This window comes from Nonomuraea sp. JJY05 (assembly GCF_043496855.1).
Lineage (GTDB): Bacteria > Actinomycetota > Actinomycetes > Streptosporangiales > Streptosporangiaceae > Nonomuraea.
Genome location: NZ_JBIEIS010000051.1, coordinates 56,986 through 81,546 on the forward strand (window position 1 = coordinate 56,986; position 24,561 = coordinate 81,546).

15 protein-coding genes are annotated in these 24,561 nt (G+C 67.4%); 8 read left to right on the plus strand and 7 right to left on the minus strand.

Annotated elements, in window-relative coordinates; all coding sequences use genetic code 11:
* Genes ACFKCF_RS50920 through ACFKCF_RS50930 form a run of 3 tightly spaced genes read left to right on the plus strand, consistent with a single transcriptional unit; the run spans position 1 to position 3,112 of the window.
* Complete coding sequence (locus tag ACFKCF_RS50920; RefSeq protein ID WP_394503209.1) at positions 1-1,227, plus strand: cytochrome P450; 1,227 nt, start codon at positions 1-3, stop codon at positions 1,225-1,227.
* Positions 1,224-2,075 (plus strand): SAM-dependent methyltransferase, encoded by an 852-nt coding sequence (locus ACFKCF_RS50925; RefSeq protein WP_394503211.1) that lies wholly within the window; start codon positions 1,224-1,226, stop codon positions 2,073-2,075. Before ACFKCF_RS50920 ends, ACFKCF_RS50925 begins: the two co-directional genes overlap by 4 nt.
* Positions 2,072-3,112, plus strand: a complete 1,041-nt coding sequence (locus tag ACFKCF_RS50930) for an alpha/beta fold hydrolase (RefSeq protein ID WP_394503213.1) — start codon at positions 2,072-2,074, stop codon at positions 3,110-3,112. Before ACFKCF_RS50925 ends, ACFKCF_RS50930 begins: the two co-directional genes overlap by 4 nt.
* Here ACFKCF_RS50930 and ACFKCF_RS50935 read toward each other — a convergent pair.
* The gene (locus ACFKCF_RS50935) at positions 3,029-4,318 is read right to left on the minus strand and encodes an acyl carrier protein (protein WP_394503215.1); all 1,290 of its coding nucleotides are present in this window, start codon (positions 4,316-4,318) and stop codon (positions 3,029-3,031) included. The two genes, ACFKCF_RS50930 and ACFKCF_RS50935, sit on opposite strands and share 84 nt — an antisense overlap.
* Positions 4,319-4,849: 531 nt before the next feature.
* On the opposite strand from ACFKCF_RS50935, the gene ACFKCF_RS50940 reads away from it, so the two are divergent.
* From ACFKCF_RS50940 to ACFKCF_RS50950, 3 genes are all read left to right on the plus strand, one after another.
* Complete coding sequence (locus tag ACFKCF_RS50940; RefSeq protein ID WP_394503217.1) at positions 4,850-6,115, plus strand: MFS transporter; 1,266 nt, start codon at positions 4,850-4,852, stop codon at positions 6,113-6,115.
* Positions 6,116-6,243: 128 nt separating this feature from the next.
* Entirely contained in the window at positions 6,244-7,503 is a 1,260-nt protein-coding gene (locus ACFKCF_RS50945) for a condensation domain-containing protein (protein ID WP_394503246.1), read from the plus strand.
* 844 nt (positions 7,504-8,347) lie between these two features.
* Positions 8,348-9,535 carry a hypothetical protein gene (locus ACFKCF_RS50950; protein WP_394503219.1) on the plus strand — a complete coding sequence of 396 codons (1,188 nt, stop codon included), beginning with the start codon at positions 8,348-8,350 and terminating at the stop codon, positions 9,533-9,535.
* Positions 9,536-9,632: 97 nt separating this feature from the next.
* Here ACFKCF_RS50950 and ACFKCF_RS50955 read toward each other — a convergent pair whose 3' ends face one another.
* Together ACFKCF_RS50955 and ACFKCF_RS50960 are read right to left on the minus strand one after the other, a co-directional pair.
* Positions 9,633-10,058: a hypothetical protein gene (locus tag ACFKCF_RS50955; RefSeq protein ID WP_394503221.1), complete on the minus strand. Its 426-nt coding sequence runs from the start codon at positions 10,056-10,058 to the stop codon at positions 9,633-9,635.
* Between the two features lie 312 nt (positions 10,059-10,370).
* The gene (locus ACFKCF_RS50960; RefSeq protein ID WP_394503223.1) at positions 10,371-11,018 is read right to left on the minus strand and encodes a site-specific integrase; all 648 of its coding nucleotides are present in this window, start codon (positions 11,016-11,018) and stop codon (positions 10,371-10,373) included.
* A gap of 285 nt (positions 11,019-11,303) precedes the next feature.
* On the opposite strand from ACFKCF_RS50960, the gene ACFKCF_RS50965 reads away from it, so the two are divergent.
* Complete coding sequence (locus ACFKCF_RS50965) at positions 11,304-11,585, plus strand: integrase core domain-containing protein (protein ID WP_394503225.1); 282 nt, start codon at positions 11,304-11,306, stop codon at positions 11,583-11,585.
* Positions 11,586-11,635: 50 nt separating this feature from the next.
* Here ACFKCF_RS50965 and ACFKCF_RS50970 read toward each other — a convergent pair whose 3' ends face one another.
* From ACFKCF_RS50970 to ACFKCF_RS50985, 4 genes are all read right to left on the minus strand, one after another.
* Positions 11,636-13,558: a family 20 glycosylhydrolase gene (locus tag ACFKCF_RS50970; protein ID WP_394503227.1), complete on the minus strand. Its 1,923-nt coding sequence runs from the start codon at positions 13,556-13,558 to the stop codon at positions 11,636-11,638.
* A complete protein-coding gene (locus ACFKCF_RS50975; RefSeq protein ID WP_394503228.1) occupies positions 13,555-15,705 on the minus strand; it encodes an alpha-L-fucosidase in 2,151 nt (716 codons plus the stop codon). The genes ACFKCF_RS50970 and ACFKCF_RS50975 overlap by 4 nt, the downstream gene beginning before the upstream one ends.
* Before the next feature lie 11 nt (positions 15,706-15,716).
* Entirely contained in the window at positions 15,717-15,935 is a 219-nt protein-coding gene (locus ACFKCF_RS50980) for a hypothetical protein (RefSeq protein ID WP_394503229.1), read from the minus strand.
* Between the two features lie 86 nt (positions 15,936-16,021).
* Complete coding sequence (locus ACFKCF_RS50985; protein WP_394503231.1) at positions 16,022-19,552, minus strand: ThuA domain-containing protein; 3,531 nt, start codon at positions 19,550-19,552, stop codon at positions 16,022-16,024.
* Between the two features lie 507 nt (positions 19,553-20,059).
* Here ACFKCF_RS50985 and ACFKCF_RS50990 point away from each other — a divergent pair.
* Positions 20,060-24,448, plus strand: coding sequence for a ThuA domain-containing protein (locus tag ACFKCF_RS50990; RefSeq protein ID WP_394503233.1), 4,389 nt, complete (start codon positions 20,060-20,062; stop codon positions 24,446-24,448).
* Positions 24,449-24,561 lie beyond the last annotated feature (113 nt).

Genomic DNA, 24,561 nt, shown 5'->3' on the forward strand with positions numbered 1-24,561 from the left:
GTGGACCTGACACTCGACCTCAACGACACCCGGCTGTTCACGGAGCAGCGGCACCACGAGATCTTCTCCCTGCTCCGTGAGAACGACCCCGTCCACTGGAACGCGCCTTCCTCCGGCATGCCCGGCTACTGGGTGGTGTCCCGCTATGGCGACGTCGCGGCCGCGTACTCCGACACCGCCATGTTCAGTTCGGTCGGCGGCTCGGTGCACGGAGATTCCTACCGGCACGAAGGCGACAGCGCCGCGGGGCGGATGCTCAGTGCGTCGGACCCCCCGTACCACCGCCTGCTCCGCAGGCAACTGCGCGAGCTGTTCGGAGCCGACATGACGGCGCGGGTCGCTGTGCGCGCCGCCGAGCGGATCGGGGCAGCCTTCGATCGCGCGCTGGCCGACGGCGGCTGCGACTTCGCCGCGGACATCGCCCCCGAACTCCCGGCCGCGACCATCGCGGAGCTGCTCGGCGTCTCCCGCTCGGCGGCCTGCGACCTGGCCGCGCTGACCAGACGGATCATCGGGTTCCGCGACCCGTCATTCGGCGGCGGGGACGACGATCGCCTCGGGTTGGCGGTCGCCCAGGCCGAGGTGTTCGAGTTCTTCGCCACGCTCATCGCCGATCGCCGCGTTCGCCCGGGCGAGGACCTCGTCAGCGCGCTGCTGGCGGCGAGGGTCAACGGACGCCCCCTTCCGGAGGAGGACGTCTACTACAACTGTCTCAACGTCGCGGTCGGCGGCAACGAGACCACGCCGTACACGGCAACGGCGGGTATCCTCGCGCTCGCCGAGAATCCCGGCGAGCGCGCGGCCCTGGACGCGAACCCGGACCTGGCCGAGCCGGCGGTCGGCGAGATCCTCCGCTGGACCTCCGTCAACGCCTACACCCGGCGCATCGCCACCGCGGACGTGGTGCTCGCAGAGCGGAAGATCAGCCGCGGCGACTCCGTCACGCTGTGGAACGTCTCAGCCAACCGGGACGACGAGCAGTTCGGTGACGCGTCGCGGTTCAGGGTGGGGCGAATGCCCAACCGGCACCTCTCGTTCGGGTTCGGCATTCACCGTTGCATCGGCTCCGTCATGGCCCAGGCCGAACTGACGGCGCTGTTGCGGCTCATGACGGAGCGGCGGCTGCGCGTCGAGGTGGCCGGCGAGCCGGTCAGGCTGCGCTCGAACTTCATCCAGGGCATCACCAGCCTGCCTGTCGTCGTGACCCGAGAGGGGAGCTCTTCATGATTGGCCACAGAGTGCCTGACCCGGCACGGGTGTACAACGCCATCGTCGGAGGCGGTGACAACGGCAACGTGGACGGGACCGCGGCCACGTGGGTCAACGCGTCCGCTCCCGACTTCACCGCGATGCTGCGCGAGAACCGCGCCTTCCACCGCCGGGCCGTGCGCTTCATGGCCGAACAGGGCGTCACCCAGTTCGTGGATCTCGGCGCCGGATTCCCGGTCCCGCCCACCACCCATGAGATCGCGCACTCGATCGACCCTCGTGCGGTCGTGGTCTACGTGGACAATGACCCGGAGGTCGGGGCGCGGCTCGAGGAGTTGCCGGCGGCCGGCGGCCCCACGGCCTTCATCCGGGACGACGTGACGCGGCCGGGCGCGGTGCTCGACGACCCCGCCGTACGGTCCCTGCTCGACTTCGACCGGCCCATCGGGCTGTTGCTCGTCGCCCTCCTGCACTTCGTCACCGAGGAGCAGGATCCCACGCGGTTGGTGGCGGCCTTCCGTTCGGCCCTCCCCGAGGGAAGTTTCCTGGTCATCTCGCACGCGGCGGGCGACGTCGCCTGGGACGCCCGGAACTCCGAGAGCGTGCTGGAACGCGCCCTCGCCGACCTGACCCTGCGCACCCGGAGACAGGTGACGGAGTTCTTCGGAGACTTCGAACTCGTCGATCCGGGTGTCGTGACGGTCGCGAAGTGGCGACCGGCCGAGAGCCCGGACCCGGAAGCGCCGGCGCTGGGTATCCATTGCGGGGTCGCTCGCAAACCCGCGCCGGCTTCGTCTCTGTGGCCCGGCCAAGTCCGGACGATCACCGGTGCTCCGGACACGGCGCGCGCCGGCGGACTCCGATGAGCGCGCCGGACGGATTCAGGCTTCTCCACCGGGACGGCGCCCAGGTGCGGCTCCTGATGTTCCACCACGCCGGCGGATTCTCCGCCTCCTACCTGCGACTGGCCGAGCTGATGCCGCCGTGGTGCGAGCCGTGCCTGTTCGAGCTCCCAGGGCGCGGGATCAGGAGCGGCGAGCCGTACGCGCCGGACTACACGACCGCGGCCGGCTCGGCCGTCGCCGCCGCCCTCCCTCTGGTGGACCGCCCGACCGTGCTGTTCGGGCACAGCCTCGGAGCGCTGCTGGCCCACAGCGTCGCCTGCGACCTCCCCGAGCCGGCCAGGAAGATGATCCGTTCGGTCGTCCTCTCCGCGTGTCCGCCGCCGGGATGGGTCGCCCAGCGGGCCCGGCACCCCAGCCGACCGTTCCTCCTGTGGCCGGCCGAAACCCTCGACTCCGAGCTGCGGGGGCGGGGCGGGTGCTCCGAGGAGGTCTTCGAGAACCACGACCTCCTCATCTACGCCCGCACCGTCCTCGGCCAGGATCTGCACCTGGCGGACACCTACCTCGCCCCCTCCGGAGCACCCGCGGGCGACGATCACCGGCTCTGGCTCGGCCGTGACGATCCCTACCTTCCGCCCGCCACGCCCCAGGGCTGGGCTGGCGACCTCGGTTCCGCCCCTGTCACACAGTGGTTCGCGGGCGGCCACTTCTACCTCGACGCTCGTCGTTCCGAAGTGTCGGCGGCGCTGGCCGGCCTCGCGGAACAGGCGCGCGACCAAGCCGATCACCAGGAGGGACGGCTGGATGCGCCCAGCGCCTCCGACCGCGCGAACTCCGAGGTGTTCACCATCGCGGTGGAGGCCTGGCGCACGGTCCTGGGTGTGGCGGACGTGTCGGCCACGGATGACTTCTTCGCTCTCGGAGGCACGTCGATCCTCGCTACGAAAGCGGTCGTCCTCGTCCAGTTGCGCCTCTCACGCAGGATCCGCCTCCGGACGCTTGTGGAGCATCCCCGGCTCGGCGACTTCGTGGCCGCTGTCATCGAGGAGCATCCCTGACGTCTTCCGCGCGATCAACGCGACCTGGCCGGCGATGGTGGGCGCTTCGAGAATCTCGTCGATGGGCACGTCGGTCCCGAACTCCTCAGCGAGCCTCATGACGAGCCCGACCACCGCGATGGAGCGGCCTCCGAGGTCGTAGAAATGGGCATCCCGGCTGATGTCATCGGTCCCCAGCACCTCCTGCCAGATGGCGACCAGCCGCTCTGTGAGCAGGCCGTCCCCTTCGGCCTGCGAGGACGCGCTCGGATCGGCCTGGAACTCCATCATCATGCCTACTCCTTCTGCCGGACGGCGGCTCACGCGGGAGCGAGGACCAGCGCACTGATCAAGGCGTCGCCATCGCGCTGGACTTGGCGGGCAGATCCGCTCGCCCGGAGCCTTCCCGCAGGACGCTTCGCGGGCGCGAGTCCGCGAAGCGTCCTGGTCGTCGGGCGGCGACGCGACCACGACGTACCACTGCGGCGTCATCACACCGTGTTCCTCGGGCCCGAGCCGCGCCACGCAGGCGGGGTGCAGCTCGCCGATGTTCACCTCGTCACGGGATGTGAGGTATGCGATGAGTGTCCGCTCGGCGCCGTCCGGCACGGTGAACATCCGGGCGACGCCGTGACGGAGCTCGCCCTCGACGAGCCGCCGCCGCACGGTGCCCACGTCGATCCAGCTCCCCTCAATGCACGTCCACTCCGGGCCTCTGGCCACCGGGCGGATCCGGGTCAGCGCCGCGAGGTCGGCCAGCGGGACGCCGCTGCCGGACGCGGCGAGCAGTACACGTTCGGCGCTGTGGAGGAGCTCCGCCATCGTCGCCGGCGACATCAGCCGAGGGTCGCAGCTGAGCTCGACCTCCAGCCGGGGAACCAGCCGCACGATCGTCACGCGCACAGGCTCATGGCCTGGCTGCCGCTGGGCGTCGTAGTGGGCGTACCGGTACGCGTTCATCGTACAGCTGTCCGTCCACCAGGCCGGCATCGTCATCGCGCAGGGCGGCAGGGGCAGGAGCCGCGACTGCTCCGACCAGTACCGCAACGTGGCGTCCAGCCGGCGGGTTCCCCGGATGGACCGCTCGTCTCCGGCTTGATCGATGGGTTGCCGCCGGGGTGGCCCCAGCACGCGCCGGGTCGAATCCGTCATGAGGTCGACGAGGTCGCGCTCGACGAGCACGGCCGCCGCTGGATCCGCGGGGACGTGGGAGATGCCCAGCCGCATGAGGGCCGGGCGCCTGTCGCCGAGGTAGACGGTAGCACGCAGAGCAGGTCGGTGACGTGATCGAAGGGTTCCGCATCCTGCCACAGGGCCTCGGTCCAGCGGCCCGACGTCGCGTCGTCCGGCATGGGCAGGAGGACGACCGGACATGGGGTCGTCAGACAGCCATGCCAGGACGCGGCCTGGGTGAAGGTGGTGGGCCAGGTGCCGGCGCGGGCGCCGGTGAAGGGGACCTGCACGACGTCCTTCCAAGGAGCGCTGTTCACGTGTTCCTCCATGCCGCCGGTGCTGAGAGCCGCACGGCGAGCGTTATTCAACCGCTCAGGCACCCGGTTGAACATCGTCGCGGCCATCACGACGCGGAAAGGCGCAGACCGGACCGGCCTGAAGCAATAATGAGCGGCCTGCAAAGGGCGGACCAGGTCGGATAGCCTGACCGATCGAACCAGAGCCGAGCTTTGTCCTGCGAATCCTCACCTTGGCGCGTGCGCCGGGTTTCCCGATTTCAACCAGAGCCACAGGAAAGGTTTCGTTGTGACTGCTGACCGTGAAACTCTGTCGAGAGGGTTCTATTACCTATGGACCGCTCAGACCGTCTCCATGGTCGGATCCATCACCACCGCATTCGCGTTACCGCTGATCGCGGCTCTCGTCCTGGATGCCGGTCCGTGGTCGATGGGGGTCCTGGCCGCCGCGGCCGAGGCCGCTGTTCTAGTCTTCGGGTTGTCCATCGGCGTCTGGGCGGATCGATTCGAGCATCTGCCGCTCATGCACCTGGCGAATGTGCTGCGGTTCGTGCTCGTGCTGTGCGTTCCGGTCCTGTACGTTATGAAATATCTCGACATGGCGATTTTGATCGCCATAACATTCCTCGTCGGCGCGCTGTCAATGCTCTATGACGCAGCGGCCGGCGCCTTCCTTCCGCGGCTGCTCGCCGGACGGGGCCTGGCGAGAGCGAATTCCTGGAACGAGGCGAGTGAATCGGCCGGCGACGTGGCGGGGCCGGGATTCGCCGGACTGCTTGTCCAGCTCGTGGGCGCGCCGTTCGCGATGCTGCTGGACGCGGTCACCTATGTGTTCGGCACCGTGCTGCTGACCCGGCTGCCGGCTGTTCCGCCTAAGGAGAACAAGGAAGTCGACCAGGAGGGGCATTGGGCCGCCGTCAAAAGCGGATTCCGCGCCGTCCGGCGCTTTCCGTACCAGGTGCCGTTGGTTCTCGCCTCCACCCAGTTCAACTTCTTCGGAGCGATGTTCGGAGCCGTGATCATCCTCTTCTGCGTCCGGGACCTCGGAATCAATGCCGGGACACTGGGCGCGCTGGCCATGCTGGGCGGAGTCGCCGGGCTCATCGCGGCGTGGATGGGGCAGCGGCTCACCGCGCGGCTCGGCCTCGGACGCACGCTGACGCTGTGCTATTTCGCCCCAAGTGTCACCGCCCTGCCCATCGGTTTCATGGGGGAGGCGCCGTTTCCGCTCGCCGCCGCCGCGATCGCGATGTCGCAGTTCTTCTGGCCGTTCTGGATCGTGATCATGCGGGTCAACAACGTCACGCTACGCCAGACCGTGGTGCCGAACGAATACCTGGCCCGGGTGAACACGTGCAGCGGGTTCTTCAGCACCGGGGTCATGCCGATCGGAGCGCTGCTCGGCGGCGCACTGGGGTCGTCGGGCCTGGGCATGGGCGGCACCATCGTCCTGGCCTCGGCGGGCCTGGGCACCTCGGCGCTGTGGACCCATTATTCATCGGTGCGCGGGCTCAAGGTCCTGCCGGACGCCGGCCTGGCAGTGGAACGGACCTGACCGGGGACGGCCGCGGTGGTCTGCCGGTCCCCAGACAGCGGTATGCGAAGTGACAGTGTGGTGAGAGAGGCATAGTGAACGATTCGTACGAGATCTCGTTCGGCGGGCTCACCTCCGAAACCGGCCCGATGACCTGGGGCCAGCGCCACATCTGGACGATCCAGGACGCGCACGCGGACCATCGGCAGCAGTTCAACCTCTTCCAGCTGTGGCGAGTTCCGCCCGGCAACGGTGATCGCGCCGTGCTGTCCGCGCTGCGGCTGCTCGTGGAGCGGCACGAGGCGCTCCGCACGCGACTGCTGGCTGCCCCGGGTGGCGGCCTCGTCCAGCAGGTATACGGCGAGGGCGGGTTCGCCGTCCGCGTTCGCGACATCGGGACCGGTGATCGGAGCGAAGAGGAGCTCTGCCGGATGGCAGAGGAACTGGTGGACGGTGACTTCGCCTGGGACGAAGAATTTCTCGTAAGATTCGGGATCCTGACCGCGGGTGGAGCACCAGCCTTGCTCGTCACGGTGGTGTCACACATGATCGCGGACGGGGCCGTCGGCCCGATCCTGGAGCACGACTACATGGCGCTGCTGGCGCAGACGCCCGGGCTGCCCGAGCCTACCTGCCAACCGCTCCAGTGGGCCGCCAAGGAGCGATCCCCGCGGGGCGCCGAGATCAGCCGCCGCAGTGCCGAGTACATGCGTGATGTGCTCCAGAAGCACCCGGGCCGGTTGTTCGGCGCCTCCGGCGTGACCTCGGGCACCCGTGGCTTTCCCGTCGTCCTGGGGCACGGCCCCGGCCTGGGAAGACAGGTGAAGGGGCTTGCCGGCAACTGGGGAACATCCGAGGCTGCGGTCGCGCTGACGGTGCTGGCGAGGACGTTCGCAGCGCAGACCGGAATCGACTCCTTTCCGCTGGGAGTGACCTGCTCGAACCGGTATCTGCCCGGATCCAGTGGATATGTGGGCATGCTCGCTCAGAACGGTGCGATCGGCGTCGACGTGTCCAGCGGTCCGCTGCCCGAAGCGGCGGCCCGGATGTGGCGGTCGCTACTGACCGGATATGCACATTCCGCCTACGACCAGGACGAGCTCGGCGGTGTTCTGGCCGAGGCGGGACTGGACGACGACTACCTGGGCTTCGGCGCCGTCGGGCATTTCGTGAACTTCCGTGTCGAGACTGACCCGATCGAGCCGGACTCGTCATGTTCCGCCTCCACGATCCGCATCGAGGAGGGCGACCCGGCGGACTACCGGATCCCCCGATTCGGAGTGGTCATCTCGTTGGCTGCGGACGATCTGGCGGTGCGCATGTTCGCGGATCCGGCCGTGATCCCGGCGGACCTCGCCAGGTCTGTCACCAGATCCTTCCTGGAAGATCTGCAGTCGCTGCGGGGGTGAGCGTCGCGAGGGAGACCATGGTCACCGCTGCCGGACTCGGACGCGAGATCGCCAAGCGCCTCGGCCCTCATCCCTGACGTCCCGCCCGGGCTCGTCCTCGACCTGCGGCTCCCGAACGTCGGCGCGGTCGCCGGTTTCAGCGTCGGGGCGAGCGCCGGGCCGCGGCATCAGCCGTCGACTTCCGGTACGCGCCGCCGGAGACATACGGTCTGTGCACCGATGACGCTCGCTTGAGCGTGGCACGCTGCGCTCATGTCGCTGATCTGGCGCTTTCTTGTCTCCAGTACAACGAGTAGGCATGGTGGAGGAGGCGGGGGAGACCGCTGGCCGCCGACAGCTCGTGTCCTGAGCTTCGTAGGGGTACCAGGCCTGCGCCGCCGCATGGGCTACCTCGGGCAGCACTGTCGTGTGGAGGTCAGAGGTAGTCGCGAGCTTGGGGTGCCTCAGCATCGCTGAGGCGATCTTCATGCCGTTGCCTGCGGCGAGTGACAGGGGGGCCGCGCCGTGGCGCAGGTCATGCGGCCGGATCGGGGGCAGACCAGCTCCGAAGGCGAGCAGTGGGAAGCGCAGGGTCACATGGGTCGGGTCGATCTCGTCGCCGGTCTCCAGCAGCGCCACCAGCGCCCGCGCATCCGACAGCGTCAGTTTTCCCGTCTGGTATGACCCGGCCTCAGCCGCCCGCGCCGCGCGAACGAGCCCTTCCTGGCCCATGAGACACCGTAGGATCGGCGCCGTGGCGAAGAAGCATAAAGCGAAAGCGAACCCCACCCGGGGAGTCAGCGGCCATCCTGCCCGGCGCGCGCAGCAACTCGCCGCCCGTCAGCCCTCGCCTGATGCTCGTTCTGTGCTGTTCGAGTCGCTGCTGGGGACCGCTGGGGATCAGTGGTGGCCGGACTCCCAGAATGCGATCATCGAGCGCCTTGCCGACCTGCCCGCCCACTCGCCTCTGCGGCTGGAGAACGCCGTCGTCGACCTGGTGGGCGAGGAGATGTGGACACGCACCCAGACCGAGACCATGGGTTTCCACTGGGACCAGTACCTGGCCTGTCTGGCCGACCTCGTCCGCGACGAGATCCAGATCGCCGCGCGCACCGGCGGGCAGATGGCTGACCTGTGGCGACTGCTGCACGGGCTCGCCGCGATGACCGCGCCGTCCAGCGGGGAGATGCTGCGCCGCGACCTCGATCTCGCCGTCCGCGAAGTCATCAAGGACACCACGACGGCCTTGGCCAAGGCCGGCATCGCTCCCGGGTGGCCGAGTGAGATTCTGCGGGCCGCTCCGGCCGGAGAGCCAATGCTGCTGACCGACGAGTACGGCTCGCGGTACGCGCTCCTCGCCCCCTTCGCCTGGGGCGAGGAGGACCCGCACTGGTACTGCTGGGACATCGACCGCTGCACCGGAGACCGGGTCGTGCACGCCGCCGTCTTCGCCTCACCGGAGGAAGCGCTCGCCGAGTGGCGAGCCGCCGTGGGGACCCACGCGGCGCCCGCCTCCACCCAACCGGCCCCGTGCGACCAAGCCACCGCCCGCGACCTGTTGGATCCGCTGTGCCGTTCAGACCTCCTGGATGCCCTGCTGCTCGGCAGTGAGTCGCAACAGCTCATCGCCGAGCATTTCCGTCTGCGCCAGCGCGCCCGCGCCCTCTGCGAGTCGTTCACCGTCGCTCCTGAGCCCAAGCCCCAGCAGGACCTGAACCCGATCATCGACGACTTCGCCGCCTGGCTACGCGATCGTGATGACCGTAGCCCCGAACGGGAAGACGTCGCCACGCTCGCCGACAGTTGGTCCCACCTTTCCGGACCCGGCTACTATGCCTGCTCCCCGCATCGGATCGAGCACACCGTGATCCTCGTCGCAGACGGATACATCAAGAAGTACGCCGAGGCCATCCTCGATCTGCTACCACAGTGGGTCGAATGGTGCATCGAACGCACCGGCCTGACCGGCGAACTGGCAGAGCGAGCCCGCCAGGCGGCCGCGAACAACCGGTGGGACGGATCCGACAGCATGGACCTGCGCCGCATCGAATAGGGCGGGCCGTTGCGCTTTCCGCGTGATGTGGTTCAGGGACTGAGCGGCGGCAAGATGGTTGGTCAGGGGCTGATCGCCGAGGAGCAGAGACGCGTCCTCACGGGTTTACGCCTTCCGGTTGAAAGTTGCGCGAGCGTGGGGTGCTGGCTGTCACGAGTGCGTTTAGCAGGCGGCCGAAGGCGCTCAGGTCGGCGCATTGGATCAGGCGAGCGTAGGTGATCGGCTCCGTGCCGGTGTGCAGTCTCTTGGGGAATCGGCGCATGTTCGAGCCATGCCGTAGGTCGGACTGGACAGTGAGGCCGTGAACAGCGTGCAGCGGGGTTACATCGGTTTCGGGGTGAATCATGACGGCGATCGTGTTGTGAGGGGTGCGTTGCCGGTCGAGGTAGCACGTGATGTGGCTGTCAGGATGATTTAGTTCGCAGTAGTACTTCACGAGGTGGGTGAGGGTGAAGCCCCGGTCGTCGGCGACATCGACGAGGCGCTGCTCGAAGTCCGTCAGGGGATGCCTAGCGAGGTCCATTCGGCCTCCTCTTAACAGTCGCCAGGCTATCCATTATGGTCGTTCGGGTCCCCGGGGGTGAGGGATGTCGCCGTGCTCGGTGCGTGCTCGTACGCCCCGTCACGCGTCGTCAGGACCCGGCACTGCCTGACACGCAAAACGCGCTGAGGCGGCACGAACCATCACCCAAAGGCGCAGGGCGGCATTAAAAGATCTTGCTTCTCATCCGTAGGTCGTAGGTTCGAATCCTACAGGGCGCGCTTCTCCACCTGCGGAAACTCCAGCCGCGCCCGTGCGCTGGGGCGGCATGGGCAAATATCAGGCAAAGCTGAGTCAGCCGCTGAGCTGACGCCCCAGCGCGGACGCGGCGGTCAGCACCGGCCGGGCCGTCTCCTGGGCGGCTTGGTGGGCCACCTCCGGCAGCACCGAGACGTAGGTGTCGGCGGTGAGCACGATGCTGGCGTGCCCGAGCATGGCCTGCACCACCTTCAGGTCGGTGCGTGCGGCCGGCGCCAGCGTGGCGGCGCCATGTCGTAGGTCGTGCAGCCGGATCGGCGGCTGTCCGGAGGCGGTCACCAGTCGGCGGAATCGGCCGGTGAGGTAGTCCGGTCGCAGCGGCGTGCCGTCCGCGGTGGTGAACACGTACTCCGAGTCCAGCCAGCGTGTGCCCGCCGCCGCGCTCAGCTCCTCTTGCCGCTCGCGGTGCCGGGTCAGCACCCGCACGGTCTCCGCGTCCAGGGCCACCCCCCGGCAGCCGGCGGCGCTTTTCGGCGGCCCGGTCACGACCTGGCCGTCGGCGTGCACGCGCTGCTGCGCCACCGTCAGCTCCGCGGCCTGCAGGTCGACGTCCGTCCAGCGCAGCCCGGCCAGCTCACCGCGACGCAGGCCGCGCAGCGCGGCCAGCCGCCAGGCGGCGTACAGGCGGTCCTGCGCGATGCCGGTCAGGAAGGTCGCGAGTTGTTGTTCGGTCCGGACCGCCACCGCCGGACGTTCTCCCGTTTGCTGCCATCGGGCCGTCCGCCCGACGGTCCAGAAAGGCCGGATGCGGTCGGCGGGGATGGGGGAGTTCGGCTCCGTTGGCCGGGTTGACCTGGATCAGCCGGGCGCGGACCGCGGCGTTCAGCGCGGTGCGCAAGGTGGCGTGGATCCGCCCTGATACTTGACCTGGGCGATCGGATCGGCGACTTCCGATTCCTGATCAGAGACCGGGACAGTAAGTTCACTGCTCTGTTCGATGAGGTGGTCAGGTCCGAGGGCATTCGTGTGGTGCTCACAGCACCTCGGGCTCCTCGGATGAACGCGGTCATGGAGCGGTGGGTGGGCGGCGTACGCCGCGAGTTACTCGACCGGATCCTCATCATGAACGAACGCCACCTGTGCAAAGTCCTCGCCGAGTACGAGACCTACTTCAATGGGCATCGTCCGCACCGGGCCTTGCAGGAGGCCAGCCCGCTACGGGCGCTACCCGACCCGGTCGACGCCGACATCGAGGTCTCCCGGCGAGACCGGCTTGGCGGTCTCCTGCATGAGTACGCCCCGGTCGCATGAGGAGACACAGTATTCGGCACCCACACGCTGGAGGAGCGGCCGGTCTTTGACTATGGGAGGGTCCATTGCTGGTTGGGTGCGCCGTGGCAGATGTAGATCACCAGTTTGGTGAAGTCAGTGGTGCCCGCACTGCTGGCGTCCAGGCACTTGCCGAGGGCGGTGAGGTTCCTGGTGGTGGAGTCGTAGGTCCATTTCTGTGCGGAGGTGCCGTTGCAGGTGTACAGCTGTACGGCTGTTCCGCTGGCCGGGTTGGCGTTTTCGACGTCCATGCATTTGCCCAGAGAGCGGATCTCTCCGTTCGTGGGGTTGTAGGTCCATGACTGGTTGGCGCCGCCGTTGCAGGTGTAGAGGATCAGGTCGGTGCCGTCCTGGCTGTTGGACGCGGGGACGTCGATGCACTTGGCCGATCCGGCTCCCACGATCGGCCCAGCGGGAGCGGTGCCCCACGGGACTTGGGTGGAGCGGTAGTAGTCGGTCTTGCGGAGGTCCCAGCGGGGTCCCTGGGCGCCCAGGCGGGCGCTGAAGTTCTGCCAGTTGTGGGTCGAGGCGGGTGACCAGCCGATCTCGGCGATGGCGGCCAGCCGGGGGTTCGTCATGAACTCGGCGTCTTGGATGTTCGCTATGGTCTCGGTCCACAACGGGGCTTCGACTCCGCGGATGCTCGACTCGCTGACGCCGCTGATGATGGTGGCGGGGTCCCAGCCGTAGGCCTTCTGCACGTCGACGTAGCCTGCCCAGTCGAGACCGAGCGGGGTGCTCTGGTTGTACTTCATGTCGAGGTAGGCGTTTCCCGGAGGTGAGAACACCAGCTTTCCGCCCTGCGCCACGACGCTGCCGGCGTGGGCCGCGGAGCCCCAGTACTGGCCTGTGGTGTCGGTGGGGAGGGTGGCCTGGCCGATCTCCTGCCAGCCGGCCATCTTCTTGCCGTGGTCGGCGACGATCTTGCCGACACGGTTGACGAACGCTATGTAGTCGGGTTTGGCGGTGCTGTGGGCCTCGTCGCCGCCGATGTGGAGGTAGGGGCCGGGCGTCATCGCCGCGAGTTCGCGGATGACGTCGTCGACGAACCTGTAGGTGATCTCTTTCGAGATGCAGAGCGAGCTGTATCCGACCGCGGTGTCGGTGCGGAGCGGCGGCGCCTTGCCGTCGCAGTTGAGCTCGGCGTAGGAGGCGAGTGCCGCGTTGGTGTGCCCGGGCATGTCGATCTCGGGGATGACGGTGATGAACCGGTCGGCGGCGTAGCGGATGATCTCTGCGTAGTCCTGCTTGGTGTAGTGGCCACCGGCGCCACCGCCGACCTCGGTGCTCCCGCCGTAGGTGGCGAGCCGGGGCCAGCTGTCGATCTGGATGCGCCAGCCCTGGTCGTCGGCGAGATGCAGGTGCAGGACGTTCACCTTGTACAGCGCCGCCTGGTCGATGAAGCGCTTGACCTCGTCCACGGTGAAGAAGTGACGGGCCACGTCGAGCATGACGCCTCGCCAGGCGAACCGCGGTTGGTCGGTGATCGAGACACCGTTGATCGTCCAGGGGCCCGGTTGGACGGTGGGGCTCTCCACCTTCGGCGGAAGGAGTTGCCGGAACGTCTGCACGCCCCGCATCAGCCCTTCCTGGGTGCGTGCGGTGATGGTGACCCCATGTGCGGTGACCTCCAGCTGGTAGGCCTCCTGTGCCATGGTCGCGGCCCCGGACAGGGAGAGTTCGATCCCGGTACCGGACGTCGTGATCGGGAACGGATAGCCGGTCGAACGCCGCAGGATGCCCGCCAGGTACTCGGCCACAACGCCTGATCCGACGATCGCCGTGCTCCGCGACAAGGTGAAGGACGTCCCGGCGGTGACGCTGACCGACGCAGGGACGGGGACGACCTGCGGCGGGTCGCCGGGAGCCGCAACTGCGGTCTCAGCGCTCGGCAGGGGGAGCAACACCGCCGCAGTCGCGATCACGGCCAGCCGCCGTAAATGGGTCGGTTTCATCTCGTACCTCCTACGTAGGTGTCGATGCGGTCGACGAGCATGTACTGGCCGGAGCGCTTGACGGCTTTGAGGGTGTGCCGGCCGTAGGGCAGGTCGCGGTGGGAGTAGAGAAGCTGCTGGGACAGCCGGGTGGGGTTGGTGGTGTCGACGGTGGGCTGGGGCTGGCCGTCGAGGTAGAAGTCGACCAGGCCCTGGTCGCTGTACTTCTCGGATCGGAAGTCGATGCCGGTGCCGGTGAAGGTGTAGGAGAACGCGTCACCGTTGGTCGTGGTGTAGTGGACGTCCTTGTTGTAGTCGTCGGCGTAGCTGCGGTTGGCGCTGGTGTGCCAGGTGCCGGTGTAGGTCATGCCGGGGGCGTCGTCGTTGAGGGTGGTCGGCGGCCCTGAGGGATAGAGCTGGGTGGCGGGGACGATCTGCTGGGGTGTGTCGGGGCTGGACCAGAACAGTTTGGCGGCCGACGCGCCGCCGTTCTGGGTGACCTCCATGGTGATGGGGTACCGCTTGCCGGCCGTGAGAGTGATGGTGCCTCTGTCGATCTTCGCGGCGTGCGGGGTCGTGTTGCTGATCACGAGTTGGTCGCCGATCCAGAGGCGGATGGTGTCGTCGGACAGGGCGGCGAAGGTGTAGGGCTGGCTGTAGCGGGGTTCGATCGACCCGGTCCAGCGGGCGGAGAAGTTCGTGGTGGGGATGGCCGGGGCGGGGGAGCCTTCGTACTTCCAATCGGCGTTGACGGTGGGGTCGACGCGGGTGACCGCAGGGGTTCCGGTGAAGGTGTTGTTGGTCCAGAATTGCGCCGTCAGTCCGGTGCCTGTGCCGACGGGCTGGGCGCGTGCCGGCGTGATGTCCAGTTCGATCACCGAGGCGATCGGATCCGGAGCCGCGCCGGTCGGCCGCAGGTCGTAGCCGTCCCCGGAGGTGGTCACCGACACCGCGACACCGGTGGCCGGCACGCGGGCGCCGGTCACCGTGAACGCGGAGTTGGCGGTCAGGTGCAGGGCTGCGCCGGAGGCGGGCCAGGTGTAGACGGAGGCGTAGAGCTTGTTGCCGTTGCGGCTGACCATGCCCCAGGAGGGTTTGGCGACCAGGCCGGTGTAGGAGGCGCCATAGACGGCCGGTCCGTTCGCGCGGAGCCAGTCACCCATCCCCTTGAGCCTGTCGAGCTGTGGCTGAGGGATGACTCCCTTGTCGTCAGGCCCGACGTTGAGGAGGTAGTTTCCGCTGCTCGCGGAGATGCCCACCAGATTGCGGGTGAGGTCGCCGGTGGACTTGTAGTTCGCGTCGTACGCGGCGTATCCCCAGTGGTCGTTGATGGTCATGCAGGACTCCCACAGCTGGCCGTCGGTCGGGGTCGCGGGGATCTCCTGTTCCGGGGTTCCATAGTCGCCGTCAGAGACGCCCCGTTTGGCCACTCGGTTGTTGACGATGGTCGTGGGGGAGAGGGCCCGGACGTACTCCTCCAGACGCGCGCCTTCTTGCGCGGTCCACGGGTCCTCCCACTCGCCGTCGAACCATAGGACGGCGATGTCCCCGTAGTTCGTCAGCAGCTCTTTGAGCTGTGCCTTCATCCGTGCTACGTACGCGGCGTAGTTGGGGGAGCCCGGCTGGGCGTCGGGGTCGTGCCAGTCCCAGATGGAGTAGTAGAAGCCGAGCTTCACGCCCCGGGCGCGGGCGGCAGTGGCGAGTTCGGCGAGGATGTCGCGCTTGAACGGCGTGCGGTCGTGGATGTTCCAGTCGTTCACCTTCGTGGGCCACATCGCGAAGCCGTCGTGGTGCTTGGTGGTGATGACGAAGTACTTCTGCCCCGCGGCCTTCGCCGCGCTGATGACGGCGTTGGCGTCGAAGTCGGACGGGTTGAACGTGGTGGCCTTCGCCTCGTACTCGACCCACGGGATGGCGCAGTTGCGCTTGATCCATTCCGCGTCGCGGCAGACCGTGCCGTCGGGGCGCCGGTACTCGCCCCGGTAGGCGCTGTAGAGGCCGAAATGCATGAACATCCCGAAGTGCCCGTCCCGCCACCACTGCGTGCGTGCCGACGCGAACACATCATCCGGCGCGTAATTGTCACCGGGTTCCGCCCAGACGGGCTCGATGGTCAGCGCGAGGGCGGAGCAGAGGATCAGCGAGCTCAGCATGGATCGGAGTCGCATGGTCTACCTCCCTAACGGGGTTTGATGCACTTCGCTGTGCTCTCTTGCCTGGCGATGGAGCAGTACAGCTGCGGCAGCGTGTCCCCGTCGACGGTGCGCGCCGCGCCCGCGTACTCGGCGGTGTGGCTGAACGGCTTCGTTCGGGTCGCCCAGAATCGGCCGGTGTCCGACTGCCAGACACGCCAGCCGGCGACCGATGGGCTGGTGGCCGGTGTCTTGCTAGAGGCCATTGGCCGGAATCAACTCCTGGTCAAGGGGACCCGTACGGCGTCAGCAGCGCCGACGGGTCCCATCGATTACGGGCGAGACCGAAGAATCAGCCGACCTTGGTGAGGCGGAACTTCTGGTTGTCGGCGTTGGTGCAGTTCCATTGGATGACGGCGCCGCCGTCGGCCTGCGAGACGCCGCTGACGTCGAGGCAGAGGCCACTCGCCGCGGCGGTCACCTTGTAGGTCCCGTCGCTCGCGACGGGGAAGAACCGCTGGTGGACGAGGTGGGCGTGGCCGGACGGGTGGCAGGACCACTGAACCAGCTGGGTGCCGCCCGTGGTGGAGCCGTTGGGGACGTCCAGGCACTTGCCGCTCTTGACGTTCTTGAACTGGTAGCCGCCCGCGGCCACCGGCATGGCCTGCCATCTCTGCTCGGTGCCTGTGCCCGCGGTCATCTGCACGATCGGCGCGCCGTCGGCGGCGGAGGCGTCCTTGGGGGTGACGTTCTTGCCGCTGTGTTGTGCGGTGATGGTGTAGACACCGGCAGCGGGACCGCCCTGGGTCTCGCCCGCGAACTGGATGGCGTCCAGGTCGAAGCCGTTGTTCTGGCTGTTCTTGAAGACCGCGTAGATGGACTTGGTGCGGACGTCCGACTTCACCGGGACGGCGGCGGTCATCTGGTAGTTGTCCCATCCGCCGGTGTTGTGGACGGGTGCGGTGGCCAGCAGGGTTCCGGTGGGGGAGTCGGCGTGGAGTTCGATGTTGCCGCCGCCGGACGGGCTGGAGATGCGGAAGGCGGCGGAGGTGATGTTGTTGAGGTCCATCGGGGTGAAGGCGATCCAGTCGTTGTCGCTGATGTCGCCGATGCGCTTTCCGCTCTCGGCGCCCGCCTGGTCGATGACGCGGACCCCGGACATGGTGGTGAAGTACTCGGCCTGCTTGCGTTTGGGCTGCAGGACGGCCTTGGCGTATCCGGTCAGCGGGTTCTCGCCCTGGTCGGTGTAGTGGGCGTTGATGGCGTAGTAGAGGTTGGCGCCGGCGGGGTGGCCGCCCAGGTCACTGGTGGTGATGGTGCCTTCGCAGCCAGGCTTGTCCACCGTCTCGTGCTCGTGGTCGTCGTGGCCGAGCGCGGGGTTGACCAGGACCTTCGAGCAGTCGATGGTGCCGCCGTCAGGGTCGGTGACCTTGACCTTGTACGGAATGTCCTGGCCGAATTCGATGAGCGTGCCGTTCAGAGGAGTCTCGATGGTCACCACCGGCTTGGAGTTGCCCACGGTGATCTCGACGTTGGCGAAACCTTCCTTGCCTGTGGAGTCCTTCACACGTAGCTGGGCGGTGAAGCGTCCCTTGGTCTGGTACGTGTGCGACGCCTTGGCCGCGGTGGAGTCGACGGTGCCGTTGCCGTCGAAGTCCCAGGCGATGCTGAGCGGGTCGCCGTCGGGATCGGAGCTGCCCGCGCTGTCGAACTCGACCGCCAGGGGTGCGGGTCCGTCCGTCTTCGACGCGGCCGCCTTGGCGATGGGGGCGCGGTCGCCGCCGGAGTAGTCGATCCGGTAGAGGCCGGAGTCGCTGTTGCCGCCGCCGAACTGGCTACCCCACTCCAGCAGGTACATCGACCCGTTGGGGCCGAACGTCATGTCCATGGGCTTGGTGAACGAGCCGAGGAACGGGTCGATCTTGAGCACGTTGTCCTGGTCGTCCAGGTGGATGGTCTTCACGAAGTGCCGGGACCACTCGTAGAAGAAGTTCTTGCCGTCGAAGTAGGCGGGGAACTTCGTGGCGGAGGGGTTGGCGGCGTTGTACCGGTACACCGGTCCGGCCATCGGCGCGGCACCGCCGCTCCCGAGTTCGGGGAAGGCCGGGGAGGTGCCGTAGCCGTACCACATGACAGGTTTCTGGATCGGCGGCAGGTCGGTCAGCCCGGTGTTGTTGGGGGAGTCGTTGACGGGCGCGGTGCAGTTGAACTTGGGGCCGATGACCTTCGTTTCGGGGTTGTAGGGGGCGTAGGGCTGGTTGTCGCCGTGGCAGAACGGCCAGCCGTAGTTGCCGGCCTTCTTGATGATGTTGTACTCGACCAGCCCTTCGGGCCCGCGGTCGGTCGTCGGGCCGCCGCGGTCGGGGCCGTAGTCGGCCGCGTGCACGTATCCGGTCTTCTGGTCCACGGTGAAGCGGAAGGGGTTGCGGAATCCCATGGCATAGATCTCGGGCTTGGTCTTGGCCGTGCCAGGCGGGAAGAGGTTCCCGGTCGGGATGTCGTACGTCCCGTCCGCCTTCGGTTTGATGCGCAGGATCTTGCCGCGCAGGTCGTTGGTGTTGCCCGCGGTGCGGGCGGCGTCGAGCATCTGCTGCCCGGGACGCCAGTCGAGGGGTGCGTACCCCTGCCAGTCGGGCGACAGATTCGGCGGGACGTCGTCACCGGTCCCCAGGTAGAGCGTTCCGTCCGGCCCGAACTCGACCGCCCCGCCGGTGTGGCCGGGCTCGGGATAGGTGCGCTGCCGGTACGCGGGCACCTCGAGGATCTTCTTCTCCGTGGCCAGGTCGATCTTGTCGCCGCTGACCGTGAAGCGGGAGAGCCGGTTGACGTCGGTGCTGCTGCTCTCCGGCGACCAGTAGACGTAGATCCACCCGTTCTGGGCGAAGTCAGGGTCGAGCTCCATGCCGACCAGGCCGTCCTCGCCGCCGGTGTAGACGCTGAGCGTGGCGGCGGTGACCGTGGTGTGCGTGTCCGGCTTGAAGATCTTGATCTCGCCCTTGCGCTCCACGTAGAAGACCCGCCCGTCAGCGGCGACGTCCAGCTCCATCGGGTCTGCGGTGTTGTCGTCCAGCGTGACCTTCTCGAAGCTGCTGGTCACCGTGCCGCCGCAGTCGCCCTCCGCGGCGCCCGCGGCCCACTGGATGCCGCCGAGCACATGCTGGCGGAAGAGGGACTCGGCGTAGGCGGCGGTGTCGTGACCCATGGCGGTGGCCCAGACCTTGCCGCCCTCGGCCTTGCGGCACCAGGAGATGGGGTGGTCGGGTCCCATCTTGGAGGGCCCGGGGTCGTAGGTGGTCTCGTCGGCAGAGACCAGGACGTGCAGGTTGCCGCGCGGGTTGGGCGAGAAGTTGTACCACTCCTCGGGGCGCTGCCAGCGCAGCGGCAGGTCCTTGGTGGAGGGGTGGACGCGGTCGGTCACCTTGGCGGTGCCCTGGAGCACGCCCGGAGAGTGGGCGGGCATGTGCGCGCCGCCGTTGATCAGGTCGTCCCACCAGGGGAACTCGCTCTCGATGCCCATGTCGAGGGTGTTGTGGATGCCGACGATGCCCTTGCCGGAACGGACGTATTTCTGTACGGCCTGCCGCTGGGTGTCGTTCTCCCAGACCATGCCGGAGTTCTGCAGCATGATCAGCACGTCGAACGTGGCGAGGTTGGCGTCGTTGAAGGCGCTGGAGTCGTCGGTCTGGATGACCTCGAAGTGGTTGGCGGCTCCGAGATCTTTGATCATCTGGATGCCTGCGGGGATGGAGCCGTGGACATAGCCGACGGCTTTGGTGAACAGCAGCGCCCGGAATTGGTCATGCCGGGCAGTGGCGGCGACGGCCGTGCCTGAAGGTAATAACAGCAGGAACGGGGTGATCAGGACAGCAAGAGCTCGACGCATGGGGGTCTCCGGGGTTCGGGGAGCTCTGGGGAGGGACTGGCGGTGAAAGCGGCGCCGATGATGGCAGATCGCCAGAGATCAGCCGGTTTCCGGCTTATATCCCTCATGTTGCCGGATGTTAAGACCACCTTATGACGATCGTCAAGCATAAGACGGAGTGATAACAGCGTAACTCTGAAGCGTTCGGCGCGATCGTCGACGATCACCGTGAGGCGAGCGCATGGGTCTAAAAAATCTTGAGAAAGTGCGTAATGGCAGGCTGTGTGAGCACTCCCTCATAGCAGGAGAGGACTGCCCGCGCACGGTGAGCGTCAGAAAGCGCTCGTGTGAAGAACCGGACGTTCTAGGAAGATCAGCTGATCATCGTACAACTTTCGATTTTTCTCGGCGAAACATGCTGGACTTCATCGCATCGTGTGTCTAAATTCAGGTGAAATTCGCCGCAAACGCCCTCGAAACGAAGGGATCGCGTGCATGTTTCGTCGCACCCCCCGCTGGCTCGCTCGCTTGAGCGCCTTAGCCCTGGCCGTCTCCGGCATGATGACCTTGGCCCTGCCGGCCCGAGCCCACGACGCCATCGATGCAGCCGACTACCAGACCGTGACGCTGGCCAAAGGCGCCGCTGAAACAGGCGAACCCATGAGCCTCGCCGTGCTCCCTGATCTGTCAGTCCTCCACACCTCGCGTGACGGGACGCTCCGCCGTACCGACAAGGGCGGAAACACCCAGGTCGTCGGCACGCTGCCGGTCTACAGCCACGACGAGGAGGGCCTGCAGGGAGTGGCTGCCGACCCGGGCTTCGCCACCAACAGGACGATCTACCTCTACTACGCGCCCAAGCTTTCCACCCCGGCCGGTGACGCACCGGCCACGGGTACGGACTGGAGTGCCTGGCAGGGGGTGAACCGGCTGTCGCGTTTCACCTTGAAGGCCGACTGGACGCTCGATGTCGCGAGCGAGAAGAAGGTCCTGGACGTCACTGCGGATCGGGGCATGTGCTGCCACGTCGGCGGCGACATCGACTTCGACGCCCAGGGCAACCTCTACCTGTCGACCGGCGACGACACCAACCCCTTCGACTCCGCCGGATACGCGCCCATCGACGAGCGGACCGACCGTAACCCCGCCTACGACGCCCAGCGCACCTCGGCCAACACCAACGATCTGCGGGGCAAGATCCTCCGGATCAAGGCGAATCCCGCCGACGGGTCGTACACCGTGCCGTCGGGCAACCTGTTCCCGCCGGGCACGGCGAAGACCCGGCCCGAGATCTACGCCATGGGCTTCCGCAACCCGTTCAGGATGAGCGTCGACAAGAAGACCGGGGTCGTCTACGTCGGCGATTACGGTCCGGACTCGGGCGGCACCAATCCCGATCGCGGGCCCTCAGGGCAGGTGGAGTTCAACAAGGTCAGCCAAGCGGGCAACTTCGGCTGGCCCTACTGCACGGGGACCAACACGTCCGCGGAGACCTACAACGAATACACCTTCCCCTCCGGGCCTTCGGGCGCCAAATACGACTGCGCAGGAGGCCCGGCCAACGACTCCTTCCGCAACACGGGCCTGGCCAAGCTGCCGGCCGCGCAACCGGCCTGGATCAGGTACGGCGGCGACGCGGGCAGCCCGCCCGAGTTCGGCACGGGGTCGGAGTCTCCGATGGGCGGCCCTGCCTACCGCTACGACCCGGGCCTGCAGTCGGAGGTGAAGTTCCCGCAGGAACTGGACAACATGGTCTTCCTCGGAGAGTTCGGCCGCCGCTGGATCAAGGCCGTCAGCCTGGCCGACAACCACATCCTGAACTTCCCGTGGAGCGGCACCCAGGTGATGGACCTGGCCTTCGGCCCCGACGGCGCGCTCTACGTGCTGGACTACGGCACCGGCTACTTCAGCGGAGACGCGAACTCCGCTCTGTATCGCATCGAGTACATCAAGGGCCGCGACCGGAGCCCGACCGCCAAGGCATCCGCGGACAAGACCTCGGGGCAGCCACCGCTGACCGTCGCCTTCTCCTCCGAAGGTTCGAGCGACCCCGACGGCCAGGCGCTGACTTACGCCTGGGACTTCGGCGACGGCGGCACCTCGACCCAGGCCAATCCCACGCACACCTACACCGCCAGAGGCGAGTTCCAGGCGACACTCACCGTGAAGGATCCGGCGGGAAACTCAGGCACGTCAAGCATGCCGATCACCGTGGGCAACACCGCGCCGACGATCGCTTTCCAGACGCCGCGCGAGGGGCAGCTGTTCGACTGGGGCGAGACGGTTCCCTTCAAGGTCACCGTGACCGACCCGGAGGACGGCACGATCGACTGTGCGGCGGTCAAGGTGACCTACATCCTCGGACACGACAGCCACGGCCACGCCATCACCTCGAAGAACGGCTGCGAGGGCACGCTGACCATTCCCAAGGACGGTGAGCACGACAGCGCGGCCAACATCTTCGCCGTGTTCAACGCCTCCTACACCGACAAGGACAAGCTGACCGGCAGCAAGGAGCACATCCTGCAGCCCAGGCACCGGCAGGCCGAGCACTACGCCGCCGCCTCGTCGGGCGTCCAGCAAGAGAACAAGCCGACGGCCGCCGAGGGTGGCAAGACGGTCGGGTCCATCGAGAACGGCGACTGGATCTCCTTCAAGCCCTACGAGCTGAGCGGTGCCAAGTCGGCACGCTTCCGGGTCTCGTCAGCAGGCGCGGGCGGAAACATCGAGATCCGTACCGGCTCGCAGAGCGGGCCGCTGGTGGGCAAGGTGGCGGTGCCGAAGACCGGCGGATGGGAGACCTTCACGGACGTGGAGACCGCACTGACCGGCGTCACCACCAAGACCGACAGCCTGTTCCTGGTGTTCACCGGAGGGTCGGGCGCGCTGTTCGACGTCGACTCCTTCATCCTGTCGCCCGAGGCCGTGACGCAACCCGTCACCGGAACGATCGGCGGGCCCGGCGGCGGCTGCGTCGATGTCGCGGGAGCGAACACCGCCGACTCCACCAAGGTGCAGATGTACGAATGCAACGGCACGGATGCCCAGAAGTGGACCATCGACAGCACCACCGGCACGATCAAGGCGCTGGGCAAATGCCTGGATGTCAGGGGAGCAGTCACCGCCGACGGCACCAAGGTGCAGATCTACACCTGCAACAACACCAACGCCCAGAAGTGGACCGTGGACGGCACGTCCGGCACGATCAAGGCGCTCGGCAAATGCCTGGACGCCACCGACCGGGCGCAGCTGGTCATCCGCACCTGCGATGGGAGCGCCAACCAGAAGTTCGGCCCGCCCGGCAGCTCGCCCGCCGATGGCGGTGACGTGCTGGTCTTCAGCCGGACGACGGGATTCCGGCACGACTCCATCGCGGCCGGCATCCAAGCGATCAAGAACATGGGCTTCAAAGCGACTGCCACCGAGGACTCAGGCGCCTTCACCACGGCGAACCTGACCTCGTACAAGGCGGTGGTCTTCCTCAACACCACCGGTGACGTGCTGAACGCCGACCAGCAGGCCGCCTTCGAGTCCTACATCAAGGCGGGCGGCGGGTACGTGGGCGTGCACGCGGCGGCCGACACCGAGTACGACTGGCCGTTCTACGGAGAGCTTGTCGGAGCCTGGTTCTCCAAGCACGCGGCTATCCAGCAGGCCAAGATCAAGGTCGAGGATCGGGCGAACCCGGCCACCGCTCACCTGGACACCGCCTGGACCAGGACCGACGAGTGGTACGACTACAAGTCCAACCCGCGTTCCACGGCGCACGTCCTGGCCACGCTGGACGAGTCGTCCTACAGTGGCGGGTCGATGGGCGCCGACCATCCGATCTCGTGGTGCAAGACCTACCAGGGAGGTCGCTCCTTCTACACCGGTCTCGGCCACACTGCCGAGACGTATTCGGAGCAGGCCTTCCTGCAACATCTCAAGGGCGGCATCGCGTACGCCATGGGGACCGCACAGGCCGACTGCCGTCCGGAGACCGGGTACACCGCCCTCTACAACGGCTCGACCACCGGCTGGGAGCAAGCCGGACCCGGCAACTTCAGCAACGCCGATGCCACGCTGACCTCCACGGGCGGCATGGGCCTGTACTGGTACAAGGCCAAGGAATTCACCAAGGGCTACTCACTCAAGGCCGACTGGAAGCTCGCCGGAGACGACAACTCCGGGATCTTCATCGGATTCCCGCCCTCCACCGATCCCTGGTCGGCGGTCAACAACGGCTACGAGATCCAGATCGACGCCACCGACGCGGCCGACAAGACCACCGGCTCCATCTACGGCTTCAAGTCAGCAGACACCGCCGCACGCGACAAGGCGCTCAACCCGCCCGGCCAGTGGAACACCTTCGAGATCAGGGTCGAGGGCGAACGCGTCCAGGTGCTGCTCAACGGCGTCAAGATCAACGATTTCACCAACACCGATCCGGCACGCTCGCTCAAGGACGGGCACATCGGCCTGCAGAACCATGGCAACGGCGACACCGTCTCCTTCCGCAACATCCGCGTCAAGGAACTCGGCCCGCCCACCGGCGACGCCGTCATCCAGGCGGAGAACTGGTCCCAGGCCAACGGTGTCCAGACCTACCCGCACGCTCCGGCACACGGCGGGATCGTGCTCGGCTACGTCAACCCCGGTGACTGGGCGGCCTACGACGAGGTGGACCTCACCGGCGTCACCTCCTTCACCGCCCGCGTCGCCTCGGTCAACCCGACGGGGGGCTTCGAGATCCGCACGGACTCGCCGACCGGCCCGATCCTGGGCCGCGTGACCGTGCCCAACACGGGCGGATGGGAGTCCTACCAGGACGTCTCGACCCCGCTGACCAACGTGCCCGGCAAGACCGTCAAGCTCTACCTCACCTTCGACGGCTCGAGTCTGGACGTGGACGACTTCACGCTTCGCCGCGACTGACTCCGCGACGGAGCCGGCGCAGGCTGGCGCGCGGCGCCCCTGACGGTGACATTCGGTCCCGAGTGCCGCCGGCAGGGGCGCGAGCCTCCTCCGGGATGGCACGCCGTGTCCCG

Bases quoted from the DNA above. Each gene is read 5' to 3' on its own strand.
- ACFKCF_RS50925 (WP_394503211.1), top strand. From the start codon at position 1,224: ATGATTGGCCACAGAGTGCCTGACCCGGCACGGGTGTACAACGCCATC.
- ACFKCF_RS50930 (WP_394503213.1), top strand. From the start codon at position 2,072: ATGAGCGCGCCGGACGGATTCAGGCTTCTCCACCGGGACGGCGCCCAG.
- ACFKCF_RS50935 (WP_394503215.1), bottom strand. From the start codon at position 4,318: ATGCGGCTGGGCATCTCCCACGTCCCCGCGGATCCAGCGGCGGCCGTG.
- ACFKCF_RS50945 (WP_394503246.1), top strand. From the start codon at position 6,244: ATGACCTGGGGCCAGCGCCACATCTGGACGATCCAGGACGCGCACGCG.
- ACFKCF_RS50955 (WP_394503221.1), bottom strand. From the start codon at position 10,058: ATGGACCTCGCTAGGCATCCCCTGACGGACTTCGAGCAGCGCCTCGTC.
- ACFKCF_RS50970 (WP_394503227.1), bottom strand. From the start codon at position 13,558: ATGAAACCGACCCATTTACGGCGGCTGGCCGTGATCGCGACTGCGGCG.
- ACFKCF_RS50975 (WP_394503228.1), bottom strand. From the start codon at position 15,705: ATGCGACTCCGATCCATGCTGAGCTCGCTGATCCTCTGCTCCGCCCTC.
- ACFKCF_RS50980 (WP_394503229.1), bottom strand. From the start codon at position 15,935: ATGGCCTCTAGCAAGACACCGGCCACCAGCCCATCGGTCGCCGGCTGG.
- ACFKCF_RS50985 (WP_394503231.1), bottom strand. From the start codon at position 19,552: ATGCGTCGAGCTCTTGCTGTCCTGATCACCCCGTTCCTGCTGTTATTA.